The sequence below is a fragment of the Pontibacter russatus genome (assembly GCF_009931655.1).
In the GTDB taxonomy this organism is placed as follows: domain Bacteria; phylum Bacteroidota; class Bacteroidia; order Cytophagales; family Hymenobacteraceae; genus Pontibacter; species Pontibacter russatus.
The window spans coordinates 4,420,101-4,436,089 of record NZ_CP047984.1; the positions used below are offsets into that span (position 1 = coordinate 4,420,101).

16 protein-coding genes are annotated in these 15,989 nt (G+C 55.9%); all 16 read left to right on the forward strand.

The window, feature by feature from the left end:
- Positions 1-96: 96 nt before the first annotated feature.
- The 16 genes from GSQ62_RS18300 (at position 97) to murD (ending at position 15,979) form a co-directional block, all read left to right on the forward strand.
- Positions 97-612, forward strand: coding sequence for an RNA polymerase sigma factor (locus tag GSQ62_RS18300; RefSeq protein ID WP_161890841.1), 516 nt, complete (start codon positions 97-99; stop codon positions 610-612).
- Positions 613-636: 24 nt separating this feature from the next.
- On the forward strand, positions 637-2,127 hold the full coding sequence (locus GSQ62_RS18305; RefSeq protein ID WP_161890842.1) for a phytoene desaturase family protein: 1,491 nt from the start codon (positions 637-639) through the stop codon (positions 2,125-2,127).
- A 26-nt stretch (positions 2,128-2,153) separates the two neighbouring features.
- Positions 2,154-2,987, forward strand: a complete 834-nt coding sequence (locus GSQ62_RS18310; protein WP_161890843.1) for a phytoene/squalene synthase family protein — start codon at positions 2,154-2,156, stop codon at positions 2,985-2,987.
- A 4-nt stretch (positions 2,988-2,991) separates the two neighbouring features.
- On the forward strand, positions 2,992-3,525 hold the full coding sequence (locus GSQ62_RS18315) for a hypothetical protein (protein WP_161890844.1): 534 nt from the start codon (positions 2,992-2,994) through the stop codon (positions 3,523-3,525).
- Positions 3,526-4,224, forward strand: a complete 699-nt coding sequence (locus GSQ62_RS18320; RefSeq protein ID WP_161890845.1) for a lycopene cyclase domain-containing protein — start codon at positions 3,526-3,528, stop codon at positions 4,222-4,224.
- Positions 4,225-4,232: 8 nt separating this feature from the next.
- Positions 4,233-5,084: a 4-hydroxy-3-methylbut-2-enyl diphosphate reductase gene (locus tag GSQ62_RS18325; RefSeq protein WP_161890846.1), complete on the forward strand. Its 852-nt coding sequence runs from the start codon at positions 4,233-4,235 to the stop codon at positions 5,082-5,084.
- Between the two features lie 76 nt (positions 5,085-5,160).
- Entirely contained in the window at positions 5,161-5,850 is a 690-nt protein-coding gene (locus GSQ62_RS18330; RefSeq protein ID WP_161890847.1) for a fatty acid desaturase, read from the forward strand.
- 137 nt (positions 5,851-5,987) lie between these two features.
- Positions 5,988-6,575: a hypothetical protein gene (locus GSQ62_RS18335; RefSeq protein WP_161890848.1), complete on the forward strand. Its 588-nt coding sequence runs from the start codon at positions 5,988-5,990 to the stop codon at positions 6,573-6,575.
- Between the two features lie 948 nt (positions 6,576-7,523).
- Positions 7,524-7,991, forward strand: coding sequence for a division/cell wall cluster transcriptional repressor MraZ (mraZ, locus tag GSQ62_RS18340; protein ID WP_161890849.1), 468 nt, complete (start codon positions 7,524-7,526; stop codon positions 7,989-7,991).
- 3 nt (positions 7,992-7,994) lie between these two features.
- The gene (gene rsmH / locus GSQ62_RS18345; RefSeq protein ID WP_161890850.1) at positions 7,995-8,915 is read left to right on the forward strand and encodes a 16S rRNA (cytosine(1402)-N(4))-methyltransferase RsmH; all 921 of its coding nucleotides are present in this window, start codon (positions 7,995-7,997) and stop codon (positions 8,913-8,915) included.
- Positions 8,916-8,944: 29 nt separating this feature from the next.
- Positions 8,945-9,376, forward strand: a complete 432-nt coding sequence (locus GSQ62_RS18350) for an FtsL-like putative cell division protein (protein WP_161890851.1) — start codon at positions 8,945-8,947, stop codon at positions 9,374-9,376.
- A complete protein-coding gene (locus GSQ62_RS18355; protein ID WP_161890852.1) occupies positions 9,366-11,468 on the forward strand; it encodes a penicillin-binding protein in 2,103 nt (700 codons plus the stop codon). Before GSQ62_RS18350 ends, GSQ62_RS18355 begins: the two co-directional genes overlap by 11 nt.
- Positions 11,468-12,931: a UDP-N-acetylmuramoyl-L-alanyl-D-glutamate--2,6-diaminopimelate ligase gene (locus tag GSQ62_RS18360; RefSeq protein ID WP_161890853.1), complete on the forward strand. Its 1,464-nt coding sequence runs from the start codon at positions 11,468-11,470 to the stop codon at positions 12,929-12,931. Before GSQ62_RS18355 ends, GSQ62_RS18360 begins: the two co-directional genes overlap by 1 nt.
- Before the next feature lie 61 nt (positions 12,932-12,992).
- Positions 12,993-14,213 (forward strand): phospho-N-acetylmuramoyl-pentapeptide-transferase, encoded by a 1,221-nt coding sequence (gene mraY / locus GSQ62_RS18365; protein WP_161890854.1) that lies wholly within the window; start codon positions 12,993-12,995, stop codon positions 14,211-14,213.
- Positions 14,214-14,271: 58 nt separating this feature from the next.
- The gene (locus GSQ62_RS18370) at positions 14,272-14,547 is read left to right on the forward strand and encodes a four helix bundle protein (protein WP_161891523.1); all 276 of its coding nucleotides are present in this window, start codon (positions 14,272-14,274) and stop codon (positions 14,545-14,547) included.
- 91 nt (positions 14,548-14,638) lie between these two features.
- On the forward strand, positions 14,639-15,979 hold the full coding sequence (gene murD / locus GSQ62_RS18375; RefSeq protein ID WP_161890855.1) for a UDP-N-acetylmuramoyl-L-alanine--D-glutamate ligase: 1,341 nt from the start codon (positions 14,639-14,641) through the stop codon (positions 15,977-15,979).
- Positions 15,980-15,989 lie beyond the last annotated feature (10 nt).

A 15,989-nucleotide genomic window follows, 5' to 3' on the forward strand; every position in this document is an offset into this window, starting at 1 on the left:
TGTTTAACATTTCTTAAAAATAAAGTAAACAGAATGAGTTTAATTTCTGATTACTTCGTATATTTGTTTATGGTTCAACCATAAAAGTATAAACAAATGACATCCATCGAATTCAACTCCCTCGTACAGAACATAGCACAGTCTCTTCGGCCGGTGGCCATGAACCTGACGCGCGACGTGGACGACGCCAAGGACCTGGTGCAGGAAACGATGCTCAAGGCGCTCACCAACCGCGACAAGTTCAAGTCCGGCACCAACCTAAAGGCATGGTTGTACACCATCATGCGCAACACGTTCATCAACAACTACAACAAGATTACCAAGCGCAGCAGCAACATCGACAGCGCCGAGTACCTGCAGTACCTGAACACGGACGAAAGCTACATCACGCAGAACAAGGGCACAGCCACTTTCGTGATGAACGACATAAACGCGGCCATTGCCAACCTCAGCGAGGAGCACCGCGCCCCTTTTATGATGTACTATATAGGCTACAAGTACCTTGAGATCGCCGAGAAGCTCCAGATTCCGATTGGCACGGTGAAAAACCGCATCCACATTGCCCGGAAAGAGCTGAAGCAGGCGCTGAAGGTGTATAACAGAGACATGTAATTGGCTTTATCCGCACCTAACGGCATGGCACCCCCTCGCGTAATCGTGATCGGATCCGGTTTTTCCGGCTTGTCGGCGGCAACGTGCCTTGCCGAAATGGGGTATGCCGTGACGGTGCTGGAGAAAAACAGTGGCCCCGGCGGGCGGGCGCGAAGCTTTTCCGCCGAAGGTTTTACATATGACATGGGCCCCAGCTGGTACTGGATGCCCGATGTGTTCGAGTCTTACTTTGGTCGCTTCGGCAAGCGCGTGTCCGACTACTACGACCTTAAGCGCCTGGACCCTTCCTACACCGTGATTTTCGGAGAGGATGATTTTATGGACATCCCCGCCCCGATGGATAAAATGCGGGCGCTGTTTGAGGGGCTGGAGAAGGGCAGCGCCAGGCAACTGGACAAATTCCTGGAGCAGGCCGCCTACAAGTACGAGGTGGGCATCAACCAGTTGGTATATAAGCCGGGCCGCTCCGTCACGGAATTTATGAGTCCGCGCCTGCTGTTGGATGTGCTGCGGCTGGACGTGTTCCAGTCGATACACAAGCATGTCCGCCGCTATTTCCGGCACGAGAAGATCATCAAGCTGATGGAGTTCCCGATCCTCTTCCTGGGTGCCCTGCCCGAGAACACACCCGCCCTGTACAGCCTCATGAACTACGCCGACATCAGCCTGGGCACCTGGTACCCGATGGGCGGCATGCACAAAATTGTGGAGGGCATGGTAAAGCTTGCCGAGGAAAAGGGAGTGCAGTTCATATATAACCAGGATGTGCGGCAGATTGAGGTGCAGGAGGGGGTGGCGCGAAATGTGGTGACGGCAAGCGGTGCCTTTGCAGCGGATGTGGTGGTGGCCAGCGCTGACTACCATCACGTGGAAAAGCAACTGCTGACCGGCGAATACAGAAGCTACTCTGAGCATTACTGGGAGAAACGCGTGATGGCGCCCTCGTCCCTGCTGTTTTACCTGGGCGTGAACAAGCGCCTGAAGAACCTGCGGCACCACAACCTGTTTTTCGACGAGGACTTCGGGCCCCACGCCCGCGAGATTTACACCGACCCGAAGTGGCCGCACAAGCCGCTCTTTTATGTCTCGGCGCCCTCCGTCACCGACACTTCGGTGGCGCCGGCAGGCTGTGAGAACCTGTTTGTGCTGATACCGGTTGCCCCCGGCCTGCAAGACACGGAGGAGGTGCGCGAGAAGTACTATCACCTGGTGATGGACCGGCTGGAGAAGCTGACAAAACAGGACATCCGCAGCGCCGTCATATATAAGCGCAGCTACGCCCACAACGATTTCATCTCCGACTACAACGCCTTTAAAGGCAACGCCTACGGCCTCGCCAACACCCTCACGCAGACGGCCCTCCTAAAACCGAGCCTCAAGAGCAGAAAAGTGCAGAACCTGTTCTATACCGGCCAGCTCACGGTGCCTGGTCCCGGCGTGCCCCCTTCGCTCATTTCGGGGCAGGTGGTGGCGGGGGAGGTCGCGAGGGAATATGCCGCTCCGGTTTCCGTATAAGTGTAAGTCCCAAACCTCTAAAGCCTATGGAGCTATTTAAACAAACCTGTTTGCAGTGCAGCAAGGTCATCACGCAAGCCTACAGCACTTCCTTCACGCTCGGCATCAAAACCCTCGACAAGAAGTTTCACCTGCCCATCTACGGCATATATGGCTTCGTGCGCTGCGCCGACGAGATTGTGGACACCTTCCACGACTATGACAAGCGCCGCCTGCTGGCCGATTTCGAGAAGCAGACCTACGAGGCCATTGAAACGGGCATCAGCCTGAACCCCGTGCTGCACGCCTTCCAGAGCGTGGTGAACGAGTACAAAATCGACAAGTGCTATATAACTGCCTTTCTGAAGAGCATGGAAATGGACCTGGAGGACCATGCCTACGACCGCTCGCTTTACAAAGAGTATATATATGGCTCGGCAGAGGTGGTGGGTCTGATGTGCCTGAAAGTCTTCTGCGAGGGCGACGAAGAGATGTTCGAGCGCCTGAAAAAGCCAGCTGCCAGCCTGGGGGCCGCCTTCCAGAAGGTGAACTTCCTCCGCGACATGAAGAGCGACTACAGTGAGCGGGGCCGGGTGTATTTCCCGAAGGTGGAGTATATGAACTTTAGCAACGCCTGCAAGGTTGAGATTGAGGCAGACATCCTGCAGGATTTTGAGGAGGCCTACGCCGGCATCATGGCACTGCCCCGCTCGGCTCGGATGGGGGTGTACCTGGCCTACGTGTACTACCTCAAACTTTTCCGGAAGATACAGAACCTCCCGGCAACCCATATACTGAAAGAGCGCGTAAGAGTACCTGACAACACAAAGCTGGCACTTCTGCTCGGCTCGTATCTCAGGTACAGATTTAACGCACTCTAATCATATGTCAAAAAAATTCCTTACCCTTTTTCTGATCGTCTTACTTTGCAGCAGCGCATGGGCCGACAGCACCCGCTACAATGTCTCGCAGCTGCGCCTGCAATACCTGCAGGCAAGCAAGGAGGAGGCCGTGGCACACAAGTTCCACAAAAAGATGAGCTCCTACAATGAGCGGGACCCGCTGGTGCTGGCCTACAAGGCGGCCTCGGAGGCGGTGATGGCCAAGTATGTGTGGAACCCTTACGGCAAGCTGAAGCAGATAAAAACCGCGAACGCCATTTTTGCCGATGCCGTGGCCCTGGACAAAGACAACGCCGAAATCCGCTTCCTGCGCTTTACCCTGGAGCATTACGTGCCCCGCTACCTCAACCTGAGCGCCCATGTGGAGGAGGACAAAAAATTAATTATCAGCAGCCTGCAGGATTACCCGGATTCTGAGTTGTCGGAGGGGCTGGCCCGCACCATGCGCGATTTCATGCTCACCAAAGACCACTGCACCGAAGCGGAGAAGGAGATACTGCGCAACATCAACATCTAAATGTACATCTACCTCTACCTCAACATCTTCACCATCCTGTTCCCGCTGCTGCTGTCGTTCGACAAAAAAGTGGCTTTCTACAAAAACTGGCCGGCGCTGTTCCCGGCCATCTTTGTGAACGCGGCGGTGTTTATGGTGTGGGACAGCTGGTTTACCGGCATCGGCGTGTGGGGTTTTAACAAGGAGTACCTGACGGGGATTTATATATATAACCTGCCGCTGGAGGAGGTGCTGTTTTTCATCACGGTGCCTTACGCCTGCGTGTTTATATATGACGTGCTGAATGCCTATATAGCCAAAGACCTGCTGCAGCCCTACGCCAAAGCCATTGCGCTGGCCCTGATACTCGCGCTGCCGCTGATTGCCGTTTTTCAGGTGGGCAGGCTATATACCGTCGTCACATTCTGCGGACTTTCCCTGCTGCACCTGGTTCACCTGCGCTTTTTCGGGACGCGCTACCTGGGCCGCTTTTACCTGATGTACGTGGTGCATCTGGTGCCTTTCCTGCTGGTGAACGGCGTGCTCACCTACCTGCCGGTGGTGTGGTACAACAACAGCTACAACCTCGGCCTGCGCCTCGTCTCCATCCCGGTGGAGGACACCATGTACTCGATGTTCATGCTGCTGCTAACTATCTCTGTATATGAAGGGTTGCGGGAGCGAAAAACAGCTAAACAATATAAGCCTCTGGCTGTATAATACAGTATATGCAAAGCCTCAGCGTCACCATCGACTCGAACTCCGGATTCTGCTTCGGGGTGGTCTACGCCATCCAGATGGCGGAGGACATTCTGGCGGAGCAGGGGTACCTGTACTGCCTCGGGGATATCGTGCACAACGACGAGGAGGTGGCGCGCCTGCAGCAGCGGGGCCTGCGCATTATTGACCATGCCCAGATGGCGGAACTGCACAACGAGGCGGTGCTGATACGCGCGCACGGCGAACCGCCCGAAACCTACCAACTGGCCCTGAAAAACAACCTGACGATCATCGACGCCTCCTGTCCGGTGGTGCTGAAGCTGCAGAACCGCATCAAGACCAGCTTCGACAAAAAAGACAGGATATTCATATATGGCAAGCACGGCCACGCAGAGGTGATGGGCCTGCTGGGGCAGACGGGAAACGAAGCCGTGGTGTTTGAGAACATGGAGGAACTGCTGCGGCACGAGCTGCCCCACAACATCACGCTCTATAGCCAGACCACCAAAAGCACCGACAGCTTTTACCGCATCAAGAGCGAGCTGGAGGAGCGCGGCTACGAGGTGAACGCCAACGACACCATCTGCCGCCAGGTCTCTAACCGTGACAAGGACCTGCGCCGTTTCGCCGCCAGGTTCGACAAGGTTATCTTTGTGTCGGGCACCAAGTCCTCGAACGGCAAGGTGCTCTACCAGGTCTGTAAGGACACCAACCCGGCCACTTACTTTATATCCAAAGTGGAGGAGTTGCGGCCGGGGTGGTTCAAACCCGGTGACAGCGTGGGCATCTGCGGGGCCACTTCCACACCCATGTGGCTGATGGAGCAGGTGCGGGACGCGCTGGAGCAATATGAACTGTGAGTGGGATTTTGAAGATCTTAGCAATCGGCTCCTGCTATCTGCGTCACTTCACTGATTACGGGCAATATAAAACTGCATGGCGATAACAAGGCAGAGCGATAAACGGGGTATGCTGATAGCGGCACTGATTGTGGCGCTGTGGGCCGGGTTGCTGGTGTATCTGCTGCGCTGGCCCGTTTCTTTTGCGTCTCCGCTCACGTACCTGTTCGTGCTGCTGCAGACACACCTTTATACCGGGCTTTTTATCACGGCCCACGACGCCATGCACGGCGTGGTTGCCCCGGGGCGCCCCAGGCTGAACAGGGCTATCGGCACGGTTACCGCGCTGCTGTTTGCCTACAACTGGTACCCGCGCCTGCTGCCGCGCCACCACCAGCACCACCGCCACGTGGCCACCGAGCACGACCCCGACTACCACACCGGCTCCTTCTGGCCCTGGTACTTTAGTTTTCTGAAGCAGTACATCACCTGGTGGCAACTGCTGCTGATGGCCCTTACGTTTAATATCCTGAAATTTTTCTTTCCGCTGGAGAACGTGGTGCTGTTCTGGATGCTGCCAGCCATACTGGCCACGTTCCAGCTGTTCTACTTCGGCACTTACCTGCCGCATCGCGGCGAGCATCCCTCCGACAACCCGCACAAATCTGGTACGCAGGCCAAAAACCATATATGGGCCTTTGTGAGCTGCTATTTTTTCGGCTACCACTACGAGCACCACGACAAGCCTTACCTGCCCTGGTGGCAGCTGCACAAGGCTAAAAACTGACGGCCGCTGTGTTTGTTAATATTAGAAGTTAAATATATATATAAACAGGCAACTGCCGCCGGGCATGTGACGTAATGTAAGGGATTTAACTGCGGCAGGTGGCTGCCTCTTCCACATCATCCCCTAACCCTTATCTCATGAAAATTTCTTTTCCCGGCCTTGCGATTTTCCTGCTCATCCTGCTTTTCCAGTTGCCGCCGCGCTCTGCTGCAGCACAGAATGCTTTTGGCAAGAAGAGCCCCACCTCGCTGAAAGCCGGTGTAAGCTTTAACTGGCTTTCGGACTTTGACAGCCAGGGCGTCATGTTTACCAACCGCCTGCATCACTACCTCGGGGAGCGGGTGGGGGCAGGGTTGACCGTGGGCTTGCTCTCCAGTTCCCGCTTCGATAAAGTAAAGGACATCTACACCATCAAAAGCACCTACTATATGTGGGGAGTGGAGGGGAGCTTTGATCTCATGCAGAACGAGTCGGTTGCCTTCCGGATAGGCGGCGGCCCCGCAGCGCGCCACCGCTCCGAAATTTCGACAGAGGATGAACTGGGCGGGACGAAAGACGGCTCCGTCACCCACATCAGAACTGCCGACGTGGGGGTAAGCGGCTTTATAGAAAACGACTTCGGGATTCTGCGCAACGGCATGGCAGGGGGCCGTATAGAGTACATCTACTACACCAAAGGAACCCCGGTGCTGTCGGTGGGGCTGCACGTAGGCTTTCGCTTTTGATAATACTTCCCCCCACAGAAAAGGGACCGCCAGCGCGGTCCCTTTTCTGTTAAGGCAATTTTACAGCTCGCGTTCTGTCAGCGCCCTGCCCTGCTTTCTCAGGTCCTGGGCAGGTTATCGCTTACTGCCCTTCTTCGGCTGCACCCGCTGCCAGTTACTCGCTGCCCATGCTCAGAAACGAGGCCTCTACTGCAGGCCGCTGCTTCTCTCCGTTTTTTGCACTCGCCGCACCCAGCCTTTGATTTGATTTTGCACTGATTTCTGCGCCTGTGCAGGGGCCGCATCCGTGCCAAAGTACCCTCATGAGGCAACGGCGGCGTCTCTAACTCGTTCATCTCCATCTCTCTGCCAGCCCTACCCGTTGAATAATTAGCTGCGTGTAGTGCGCTGCCTTGTTAAGGTTTATGCTGTCCGTCCCGGGTAGTAATGCTTCGCCCCGGATGCGGAGTTTTATATATAAGCGTGTTTTTCCAGGGCTGCAGCTTTGCTGTAACCGGCTTGTCTGCAGCCACATTCACCCGCCAGGGACAGTGCCCACGACACTCCCATTAATCCGCAGATGACCAGCCGCGGTTAGGGAAAGAAAAGCCTGCTTTCGGTGCTGCAGTGATGCACCCTCTCCCCACTTTGTCCCACTTTTACCACTTTCCCCCACTTCTGCTGCAAGAGCCGAAAAGGTTCCTGTGATAGTTAAGATGATCGACATAAAATCCTGATTGTTAGGAGTATATATGAAAGGGTCTCGTATTATAGTGAAATGCTATATTAGAAGCAAATAAACTTATACCCAAAATGTAAACCTAAAAATGTGGATAATGTGGATAAGTGGAGTGGAAAACCATAATTTATCCACAAAGTGGTAAAAAGTGGGAGATTGTGGTTGCCGTCTTTGGCTGAATCGCTACATTTGTAGAGTGCGAAATCTACATGGTCTAAACCTCTAAGCCTATGAATTTTCTCTCTGGCGAATATGAGTGCAAGATTGACCCCAAAGGAAGATTGGTTTTACCTGCGAAGATAAAAACCAACCTGCCCGAGGAGTCTGGCAACCATGTGGTGCTGATGAGAGGATTTGAGCCTTGCCTGGTGCTGTACCCCAAGGCAGAGTGGAAGGTGATCTATGACAAGGTGGCCGGGCTGAACGAGTTCAACGAGGAGTACCGCCACTTTCAGCGGAACTTCTTCCGGGGCAACACCGAGATTGAGCTGGACGGCACGGGTCGTTTCATCGTCCCGAAGACCATGGCGCGTTTCGCGGAACTTGACAAAGAGGCGATTGTGGTGGGGCTCGGGAACCGCGTGGAGATATGGAACCCTGACCGGTATGAGGATTTCCTCATCAAGGACCAGCAGAATTTCTCACAGCTCGCCCAGAAGTTTCTGGGGGATAAACCGGCTGAAGAGCCGCTGATGTAATAAATGGAGTACCACCGACCGGTCATGTTAGAGGAGTCAGTAGCGGCTTTGGCCGTGAAGCCGGAGGGCATCTATGTAGACGTGACCTTTGGCGGCGGCGGGCATTCGGCACTCATCGCAAGCAGGCTTACAACCGGTAAGCTGTACGGTTTTGACCAGGACCGCGATGCAGAGGAGCAGGCGAAGAAGCTGGCTGGCGCTACATTCCAGTTTGTCCGCGCCAACTTCCGCGACCTCAAAAAATACCTGCGCCTGTACCGCATCACAGCGGTAGACGGTGTTCTGGCTGATCTGGGGGTGTCGTCGCACCAGTTCGATGTGCCGGAGCGCGGCTTCTCCACCCGCTTCGATGGCCCGTTGGACATGCGCATGAACCCGGAGTCGGGCATGACGGCGCAGGAGGTGCTGGAAACCTACCCGGAGGAGCAACTGCACCGCATCTTCGGCATATATGGTGAGGTGAAGAACGCCAAGACGCTGGCCCGCACGGTGGTGGAGAAGCGAAGCAGAGCGCCGCTGCACACCATCAGCGACTTTAAGCAGGCGATAAGCTCCTGCACGCCGAAAGGCAAAGAGAACAAATACCTGGCGCAGGTCTTTCAGGCGCTCCGCATCGAGGTTAACGACGAGATGAAGGCCCTGGAGGAGATGCTGGAGCAGGCCACGGAGCTGCTGAAGCCCGGCGGGCGACTGGCGGTGATTTCTTACCACTCGCTGGAAGACAGGCTTGTGAAGAATTATATCGGTAAAGGAAAGTTTTTCGGGGAGGTGGAGAAGGACCTGTTCGGAAACGAGATAAAACCGCTGGAGGCGGTGCACCGCAAACCCATCACACCATCCGGGCAGGAACTGCTGCAGAACAGCCGCTCGAGAAGCGCGAAGCTACGGGTGGCAGAGAAGAAGGAGGAGCGCGTGCGAAAGTAAAGCATACGATTAGCTAAGGGGGGATTTTTATGGCTTCAAACGTACTAACAAGGAAGGCAGAGGCGCCCAGGGGTAACCTGGCGCGTGTAAAGCCAGCACCGGAAGTGCCTAAGCCTCCGAAGGCCAGGGGCTTCAGCCTCTTTGCGCTGCTTGACAAGTATGCCAACGTTGATGCCCTGTTTGAGCACGGCGTTCCCCTCAAGTTTATGCCGCACGTCCTTTTCCTGACGGGCATCACCCTCTTCTATATAGGCAACACACACTTCGCCGAGAAGACCATCCGCAAGATAGACAAGACCAAAGTAGAGACAGAAGACCTGCGCGCTGATTTCACGACGCTGAAGTCTGAGTATATGGAGGCCAGCAAGCAGTCGGAGGTGGCACGCAATGTGGCGCCCCTCGGCCTGGTCGAAAGTTCATCTCCACCCTTTCAAGTGATTGTGCCCGCCGATGAATATTAAGAAATCCATACTGGTCCGGGTAAGGGTGGCATTCCTGCTGGTGTGCCTTTTTGCGTGCGCGATAGTTTACAAAATCGTGCAGATCCAGTTTATGGACGGGCAGAAGTGGAAGAGCATCTCCAAAGAGCGCCGCATCTACTACAAACCGGTGGCGGCCACCCGGGGCAACATCTTCTCCGACAACGGCAGCATCCTGGCCACCTCGCTTCCCTTCTACCGCGTGGCACTAGACCCGACGGTGGCGAAAGCCGAAACCTTCAACAGCGGCGTAGACTCGCTGGCCCTGCTGCTCTCTGATTTCTTCGGCGACAGGTCGGCCGACTACTACCGCCGCAAGATCAAGAACGCCCGCCACTCCGACCGCCAGTATATCCGCCTGAACAGCCGCCAGATCAATTACCAGGAGAAGAAGATGATGGCGAAGTGGCCCATCTTCCGCGAAGGCAAGGGCCGGGGCGGCGTCATATTCGAGAAGGTGGAGAAACGCTTCAAGCCCTTCGGCCTCCTGGCCGACCGCACCATCGGCTTCATCAACGAGGATATGAACGGCGCCGGGCTGGAGTACAGCTTTAACCAAAACCTGGCCGGCACCGACGGGGAGGCGCTTTTCGAGCGCATCGCCGGGGGCAGCAAACCTATATATGACGGCACTGACGTAAAGCCGCAGCACGGCTACGACATCAAGACCACTATCGACATTAACCTGCAGGACGTGGCCGAGAACGCGCTCTATAAAGCCCTGGAGAAAACAGAGGCGGAGTACGGCTGCGTGATTATGATGGAGGTGGAGACAGGCGAGATCAAGGCTATCGCCAACCTGGGCAAAACAAAGGGCGGCTATATAGAGGACTACAATTACGCCGTCGGTAACCAGGGGCGCACGGAGCCGGGCTCCACGTTCAAGCTGGCTTCGATGATGGCCCTTTTCGAGCACGCCCCCCACATCAACCTCACCGACACGGTGGACACGGGCGATGGCCGTTACCGCATCAAGAACACCTATATGACCGACTCGCACCACGGTGGTTTCGGAAAGATAACGGTGCAGCAGGTGTTTGAGAAGTCGTCGAACATCGGGGTGGCCAAGCTGATGGAGACAACCTTCGGGCAGGACCAGCAGGCCTATGTGGACTACCTGCACAAGTTCGGCCTGGGCAGCACGCTGGGCTTCCAGATGGACGGCGAGGCGAGGCCCTATATGAAGAGCCCGCAGGACAGGAACTGGTACGGCACCACGCTCACCTCCATGTCCATTGGGTATGAACTGAAGCTGTCGCCGCTGCAGACGCTTGCCTTTTACAACGCCGTGGCCAACAACGGGGTGAAGGTGCAGCCCATTATCGTAAAGGAAATCCGCAAGGCCGACAATGTCATCCAGTCGTTCAGCACCCGCGTGCTGAACGAGAAAATCTGCTCTGACGAAACGCTGAAGAAGCTGAAGGCGATGCTGGAGGGCGTGGTGACGCACGGCACGGCCAGGAACATCCTGAGCGAAGACTATAAAATAGCCGGCAAGACAGGCACGGCGCGCAAAGTCAAGAACGGCCGGTATGTAAGGGAGTACTCCACCTCCTTTGTCGGCTACTTCCCGGCTGATAACCCCAAGTATTCGTGCATTGTCATCATCGACAGCCCGCAGGGCGTGAACGTGTATGGCAGCGATGTGGCGGCGCCGGTGTTCAAAGAGTTGGCCGATAAGGCCTTCGCCCGCGATCTGGCCATGCACAAGCCCCTGCAGGCGCGCATAGCGCCGGACAAGGAAAGCCTTCCGGTGGTAAAGGCGGGCAACTTTGACGACCTGACCGTGATCCTGAACAGGATGGGCATCAGCAGCCATGCCACAGCGGCCGCAGATGAGGAGTGGGTGAAAGTGGAGCAGCAGCGCCGGTCGCTCAACTTTACCCCGAACGAAGTGCTGGAGGGCAAAGTGCCCGACGTAACCGGCATGACGCTGCGCGACGCGCTATATATACTGGGCAACCAGCACCTCGAGGTGCAGGTGGAAGGCTTTGGCAAAAGGGTGCAGAAGCAGTCGGTGAAGCCGGGCACGGATATCATCAAAGACAAGAATATAACCATTACGCTTAGCTGATGCAGTTGCTGCAGACCATACTGACCGATGTAAACGTGCTGGACACCCGCGGAACGCTGGATGTGCCGGTGGCAGGCCTTGCGTTCGACTCGCGCCAGGTGCGGGAGGGGGTGGTGTTCGTGGCAGTGCGTGGGGCGCAGGCAGATGGCCATGACTATATAGCTGCGGCCGCAGGGGCCAATGCCGTGGCCATTGTGTGCGAGCAACTGCCAGCGCAAACGCAGCAGGGCATAACGTATGTGGTGGTGGAGAATTCGGCACAGGCGCTGGGGCAGATGGCCTCGGCCTTTCACGGCCACCCCTCCCGCAAGCTGAAGCTGGTGGGGGTGACGGGCACGAACGGTAAAACAACCTCTGTCACGCTGCTGCACCGGCTGTTCCGGGAGCTGGGCTACCACGTGGGGCTGCTCTCCACGGTGCAAAACCAGATAGATGAGGAGGTGATTCCGGCCACGCACACCACACCGGACGCCGTGAAGCTGAATGAACTGCTGGCTTATATGGTGACTGCGGGCTGCACGCACTGCTTTATGGAGGTGAGTTCGCATGCCATGGTACAGCAGCGCGTGGCGGGGCTGACGTTTGCGGGCGGCGTTTTCACCAACATCACCCACGACCACCTCGACTACCACGGCACCTTTGATGCATATATAAAGGCCAAGAAGTCCTTCTTTGACTTGTTGCCGAAAGGCGCCTTTGCACTGATAAACGCAGACGACAAGCGTGGGCCAGTGATGGTGCAGAACACCAGGGCTAAAGTGCGATATTATGCGCTGCGCAAGGCCGTGGACTTCAAAGCCCGCATCATCGACAACACGCTGCAGGGCCTGCACCTGGAAGTGGACGGCCATGAGATATGGTGCAAGCTGATCGGGTCGTTTAACGCCTATAACCTGCTGGCCGCATATGGCGTGGCGGTGCAGCTGGGTGAGGACCCGTTGGAGGCGCTGACGGTGCTCTCAAGCCTGAGCTCTGCTGCCGGCCGCTTCGACTATATCGTCTCGGAGGGGCAGATTACGGCCATTGTGGATTACGCCCATACACCGGATGCGCTGGAGAACGTGCTGAGCACCATCCAGCAGATCCGCAACCCAACGCAGCAGGTGATCACGGTGGTGGGCTGCGGCGGCAACCGCGATGCGGCGAAGCGCCCGCTGATGGCGGACATTGCCTGCCGCCTGAGCGACAAAGTAATCCTGACTTCAGACAATCCGCGCTATGAGGAGCCGCAGGCCATCCTGGAAGATATGCAGAAGGGCGTGAAGCCGCTTGATTACAAGAAAACTTTATCCGTGCTGGACCGGCGCGAAGCCATCAAGACGGCCTGCATGCTGGCCGAGCCGAACGACATCATCCTGGTGGCGGGCAAGGGCCATGAGACTTACCAGGAGGTGAAAGGCGTGAAGCATGCTTTTGACGATAAGCAGGTGCTGCGCCAGCTGTTTCAGCAGTTGGGCAAGTAGCCATATATAGATTAAGTATAGAGTACAGAATAAACAGCCAAAGGTAACCGAATACGATTTAATGCTTTACTACCTCTTTACATACCTTGACCGGGAGTTCGACCTGTTCGGCGCCGGTGTATTCCAGTACATCTCCTTCCGGGCGGGTATGGCTACGCTGGTGTCGCTGCTGATTGCCATGATCTTCGGCGGCAGGCTGATAAAGGTGCTCCAGCGCAAGCAGGTGGGCGAGAGCATCCGTGACCTGGGCCTGGAGGGGCAGATGGAGAAGAAGGGGACTCCGACCATGGGCGGCCTCATCATCCTGCTCGCCATTCTGGTGCCGACGCTGCTCTTCGCGCGCCTCGACAACGTGTATGTGCAGCTGATGCTGGTGTCTACCGTCTGGCTGGGCCTCATCGGCTTTCTGGACGACTACATCAAAATTTTCAGGAAAAACAAGGAAGGGCTTGCCGGGCGCTTTAAAATACTGGGCCAGGTGGGGCTGGGGCTGATTGTCGGCTTCACCCTGTATTTCAGCGACGACGTGACGGTGCGGCAGTATATCTTCTCCGACGGCACCGTTTCGGCTGTGGATGCCACCAGCCGCTACACCGACGTAAAGTCTATGATCACCACCATCCCGTTCCGCCGCAACAACGAACTGGACTACTGCAACCTCTTTGCCTTCGCCGGTCCGCTCTTCCAGGACTGGTCCTGCTATTTATATATCCCCTTTGTCATCCTGATCATCACCGCCGTCTCCAACGGGGCCAACATCACGGACGGCATCGACGGGTTGGCCGCGGGCACGTCCGCCATCATTGGCATGACGCTGGCGATTTTTACTTACGTGTCGGGTAACACCATTTTCGCGGATTACCTCGACATCATGTTCATCCCGAACTCCGGTGAACTGGCCATTTTCTGTCTCGCCTTTGTGGGGGCCTGCGTGGGTTTCCTGTGGTACAATACCTACCCGGCGCAGGTGTTCATGGGCGATACGGGCAGCCTGGCCATCGGCGGCATTATCGCAGTGCTGGCCCTGATTGTACGCAAAGAACTGCTGATTCCGATACTGTGCGGCATTTTCCTGGTCGAGAACCTGTCGGTGATGCTGCAGGTGAGCTACTTTAAGTACACGCGCAAGAAATACGGCGAGGGCCGCCGCATCTTCAAGATGTCGCCGCTCCACCACCACTACCAGAAGTCAGGCTACCACGAGTCGAAAATCGTGGGCCGCTTCTGGATTGTGGGCATCATGTTGGCCATCCTGACGCTGGCGACATTGAAACTGAGATGAAGGTCGTTATCCGTTACTCATGCGTTTAGATGATGAAGGATGACAAGGAACTGGATGTCTGGAAGAAGAGCAGGGGTTAGCGAACAGGATATATAGCTTAACAAAATCGTTTCCTAAAGAGGGAATGTTTGGCCTGACCAGTCAGATGCGGCGGGCGGCAGTACCGGTGGCATCAAACATAGCGGAAGGCTGTGGAAGGCAACATGCCAAAGGCGCGATTCAGATATTTTATATAGCAAGAGGATCTTTGTATGAGCTTGAAAAGCAACTAGATATAGCCTCGGACTTAGATTACATAAACGAGGCGGTTTTAGTGGATGCCTTGAAGAAATAACAAGTTGTAAGCAAGTGTTGAATGGCTTGATCAAGTATTTCAGAAAGCTGCAGCCTGCGAACAACGATTAACAAGTAACGAACAACGAAAAATGATAGCGATACTGGGAGGAGGAGAGAGTGGCGTGGGGGCCGCTTTGCTGGCAAAGGCAAAGGGGCTCGGGGTGTTTGTGTCGGACAGGGGGCAGATACAGGATCAGTACAAAGCGAAACTGGCTACAGCCGCCATCCCCTATGAGGAAGGCGGGCATTCAGAAGAGCGAATTCTGGGAGCGTCTGAAATAATCAAAAGCCCGGGCATACCGGACAAGGCGCCCATTATACAGAAAGCGAAAGAGCGGCAGATACCGGTTATATCGGAGATTGAGTTTGCCGGCAGGTACACCGATGCGAAGTTTATCGGCATCACGGGCACCAACGGCAAGACAACCTCCACGCTGCTGACATACCACCTTCTGAAAAGCGCAGGGCTGAACGTGGGGCTGGCGGGGAACATCGGGGAGAGCCTGGCGGAGAAGGTGATCGACAACAAGTACGAGTACTATGTGGTGGAGCTGAGCAGTTTTCAGCTCGACAACATGTACGCGTTCAGGGCGCACATTGCCGTGCTCACCAACATCACCCCGGACCACATGGACCGCTACGAGTACAGCATGGAGAAATATGCGGCCTCGAAGCTGCGCATCGCCCAGAACCAGAACAATACGGACTACTTTATATATAACGCCGATGATCATACTATCACTCATGCGCTGGGTTCTGCTGCGGTTGGCGGAACACCAGTCCCCTTCTCCTTACAGGGGAAAGAGGAGGCAGCCGTCACATTCCAGGGACAGCATATAAAATTAAGCTCCCCTTTTGTTGAGGGGAGCGTGGACACTTCCAAGTCGAGCCTGATCGGGAAGCACAACCAGTACAATACCATGGCTGCCGTGGCGGTGGCCAAGCTGCTTGGGGTAAGCGACCGGGAAATTTCGCAGGCGCTGGAAACTTTCCGGAACGCGGATCACCGGCTGCAGGAGGTGGGCGTGGCCAAGGAGGTGACCTATATCAACGACTCCAAGGCCACAAACGTGGAGGCGGTGTGGTATGCGCTGGAGGGCATCAAGCAGCCCATTATCTGGATAGCGGGCGGAGTGGACAAGGGCAATGACTACAGCACCCTGGTGGAGCTGGCCCGGGAGAAAGTGAAAGTGCTGGTGTGCCTGGGCAAGGACAACGAGAAGCTGAAGCAGGCTTTCGGGCGGGTGGTGCCCATCATCGCGGAGACCACCTCCATCGAGTACGCCGTGCGCCTGAGCCGCTCCCTGGCCACACCGGGCGACGTGGTGCTGCTGTCGCCGGCGTGCGCCAGTTTCGATTTGTTTAACAATTACGAGCATCGTGGGCAGCGCTTTAAGGAGGCTGTAGAGAAGATAGTGCTGAAGAAATAAGAACACAAAC

Coding starts and splice junctions, on each gene's coding strand:
- GSQ62_RS18310 (WP_161890843.1), top strand. CDS start 2,154: ATGGAGCTATTTAAACAAACCTGTTTGCAGTGCAGCAAGGTCATCACG.
- GSQ62_RS18305 (WP_161890842.1), top strand. CDS start 637: ATGGCACCCCCTCGCGTAATCGTGATCGGATCCGGTTTTTCCGGCTTG.
- GSQ62_RS18350 (WP_161890851.1), top strand. CDS start 8,945: ATGGCTTCAAACGTACTAACAAGGAAGGCAGAGGCGCCCAGGGGTAAC.
- GSQ62_RS18320 (WP_161890845.1), top strand. CDS start 3,526: ATGTACATCTACCTCTACCTCAACATCTTCACCATCCTGTTCCCGCTG.
- mraY (WP_161890854.1), top strand. CDS start 12,993: ATGCTTTACTACCTCTTTACATACCTTGACCGGGAGTTCGACCTGTTC.
- mraZ (WP_161890849.1), top strand. CDS start 7,524: ATGAATTTTCTCTCTGGCGAATATGAGTGCAAGATTGACCCCAAAGGA.
- murD (WP_161890855.1), top strand. CDS start 14,639: ATGATAGCGATACTGGGAGGAGGAGAGAGTGGCGTGGGGGCCGCTTTG.
- GSQ62_RS18330 (WP_161890847.1), top strand. CDS start 5,161: ATGGCGATAACAAGGCAGAGCGATAAACGGGGTATGCTGATAGCGGCA.
- GSQ62_RS18355 (WP_161890852.1), top strand. CDS start 9,366: ATGAATATTAAGAAATCCATACTGGTCCGGGTAAGGGTGGCATTCCTG.
- rsmH (WP_161890850.1), top strand. CDS start 7,995: ATGGAGTACCACCGACCGGTCATGTTAGAGGAGTCAGTAGCGGCTTTG.
- GSQ62_RS18300 (WP_161890841.1), top strand. CDS start 97: ATGACATCCATCGAATTCAACTCCCTCGTACAGAACATAGCACAGTCT.
- GSQ62_RS18315 (WP_161890844.1), top strand. CDS start 2,992: ATGTCAAAAAAATTCCTTACCCTTTTTCTGATCGTCTTACTTTGCAGC.
- GSQ62_RS18360 (WP_161890853.1), top strand. CDS start 11,468: ATGCAGTTGCTGCAGACCATACTGACCGATGTAAACGTGCTGGACACC.
- GSQ62_RS18335 (WP_161890848.1), top strand. CDS start 5,988: ATGAAAATTTCTTTTCCCGGCCTTGCGATTTTCCTGCTCATCCTGCTT.
- GSQ62_RS18325 (WP_161890846.1), top strand. CDS start 4,233: ATGCAAAGCCTCAGCGTCACCATCGACTCGAACTCCGGATTCTGCTTC.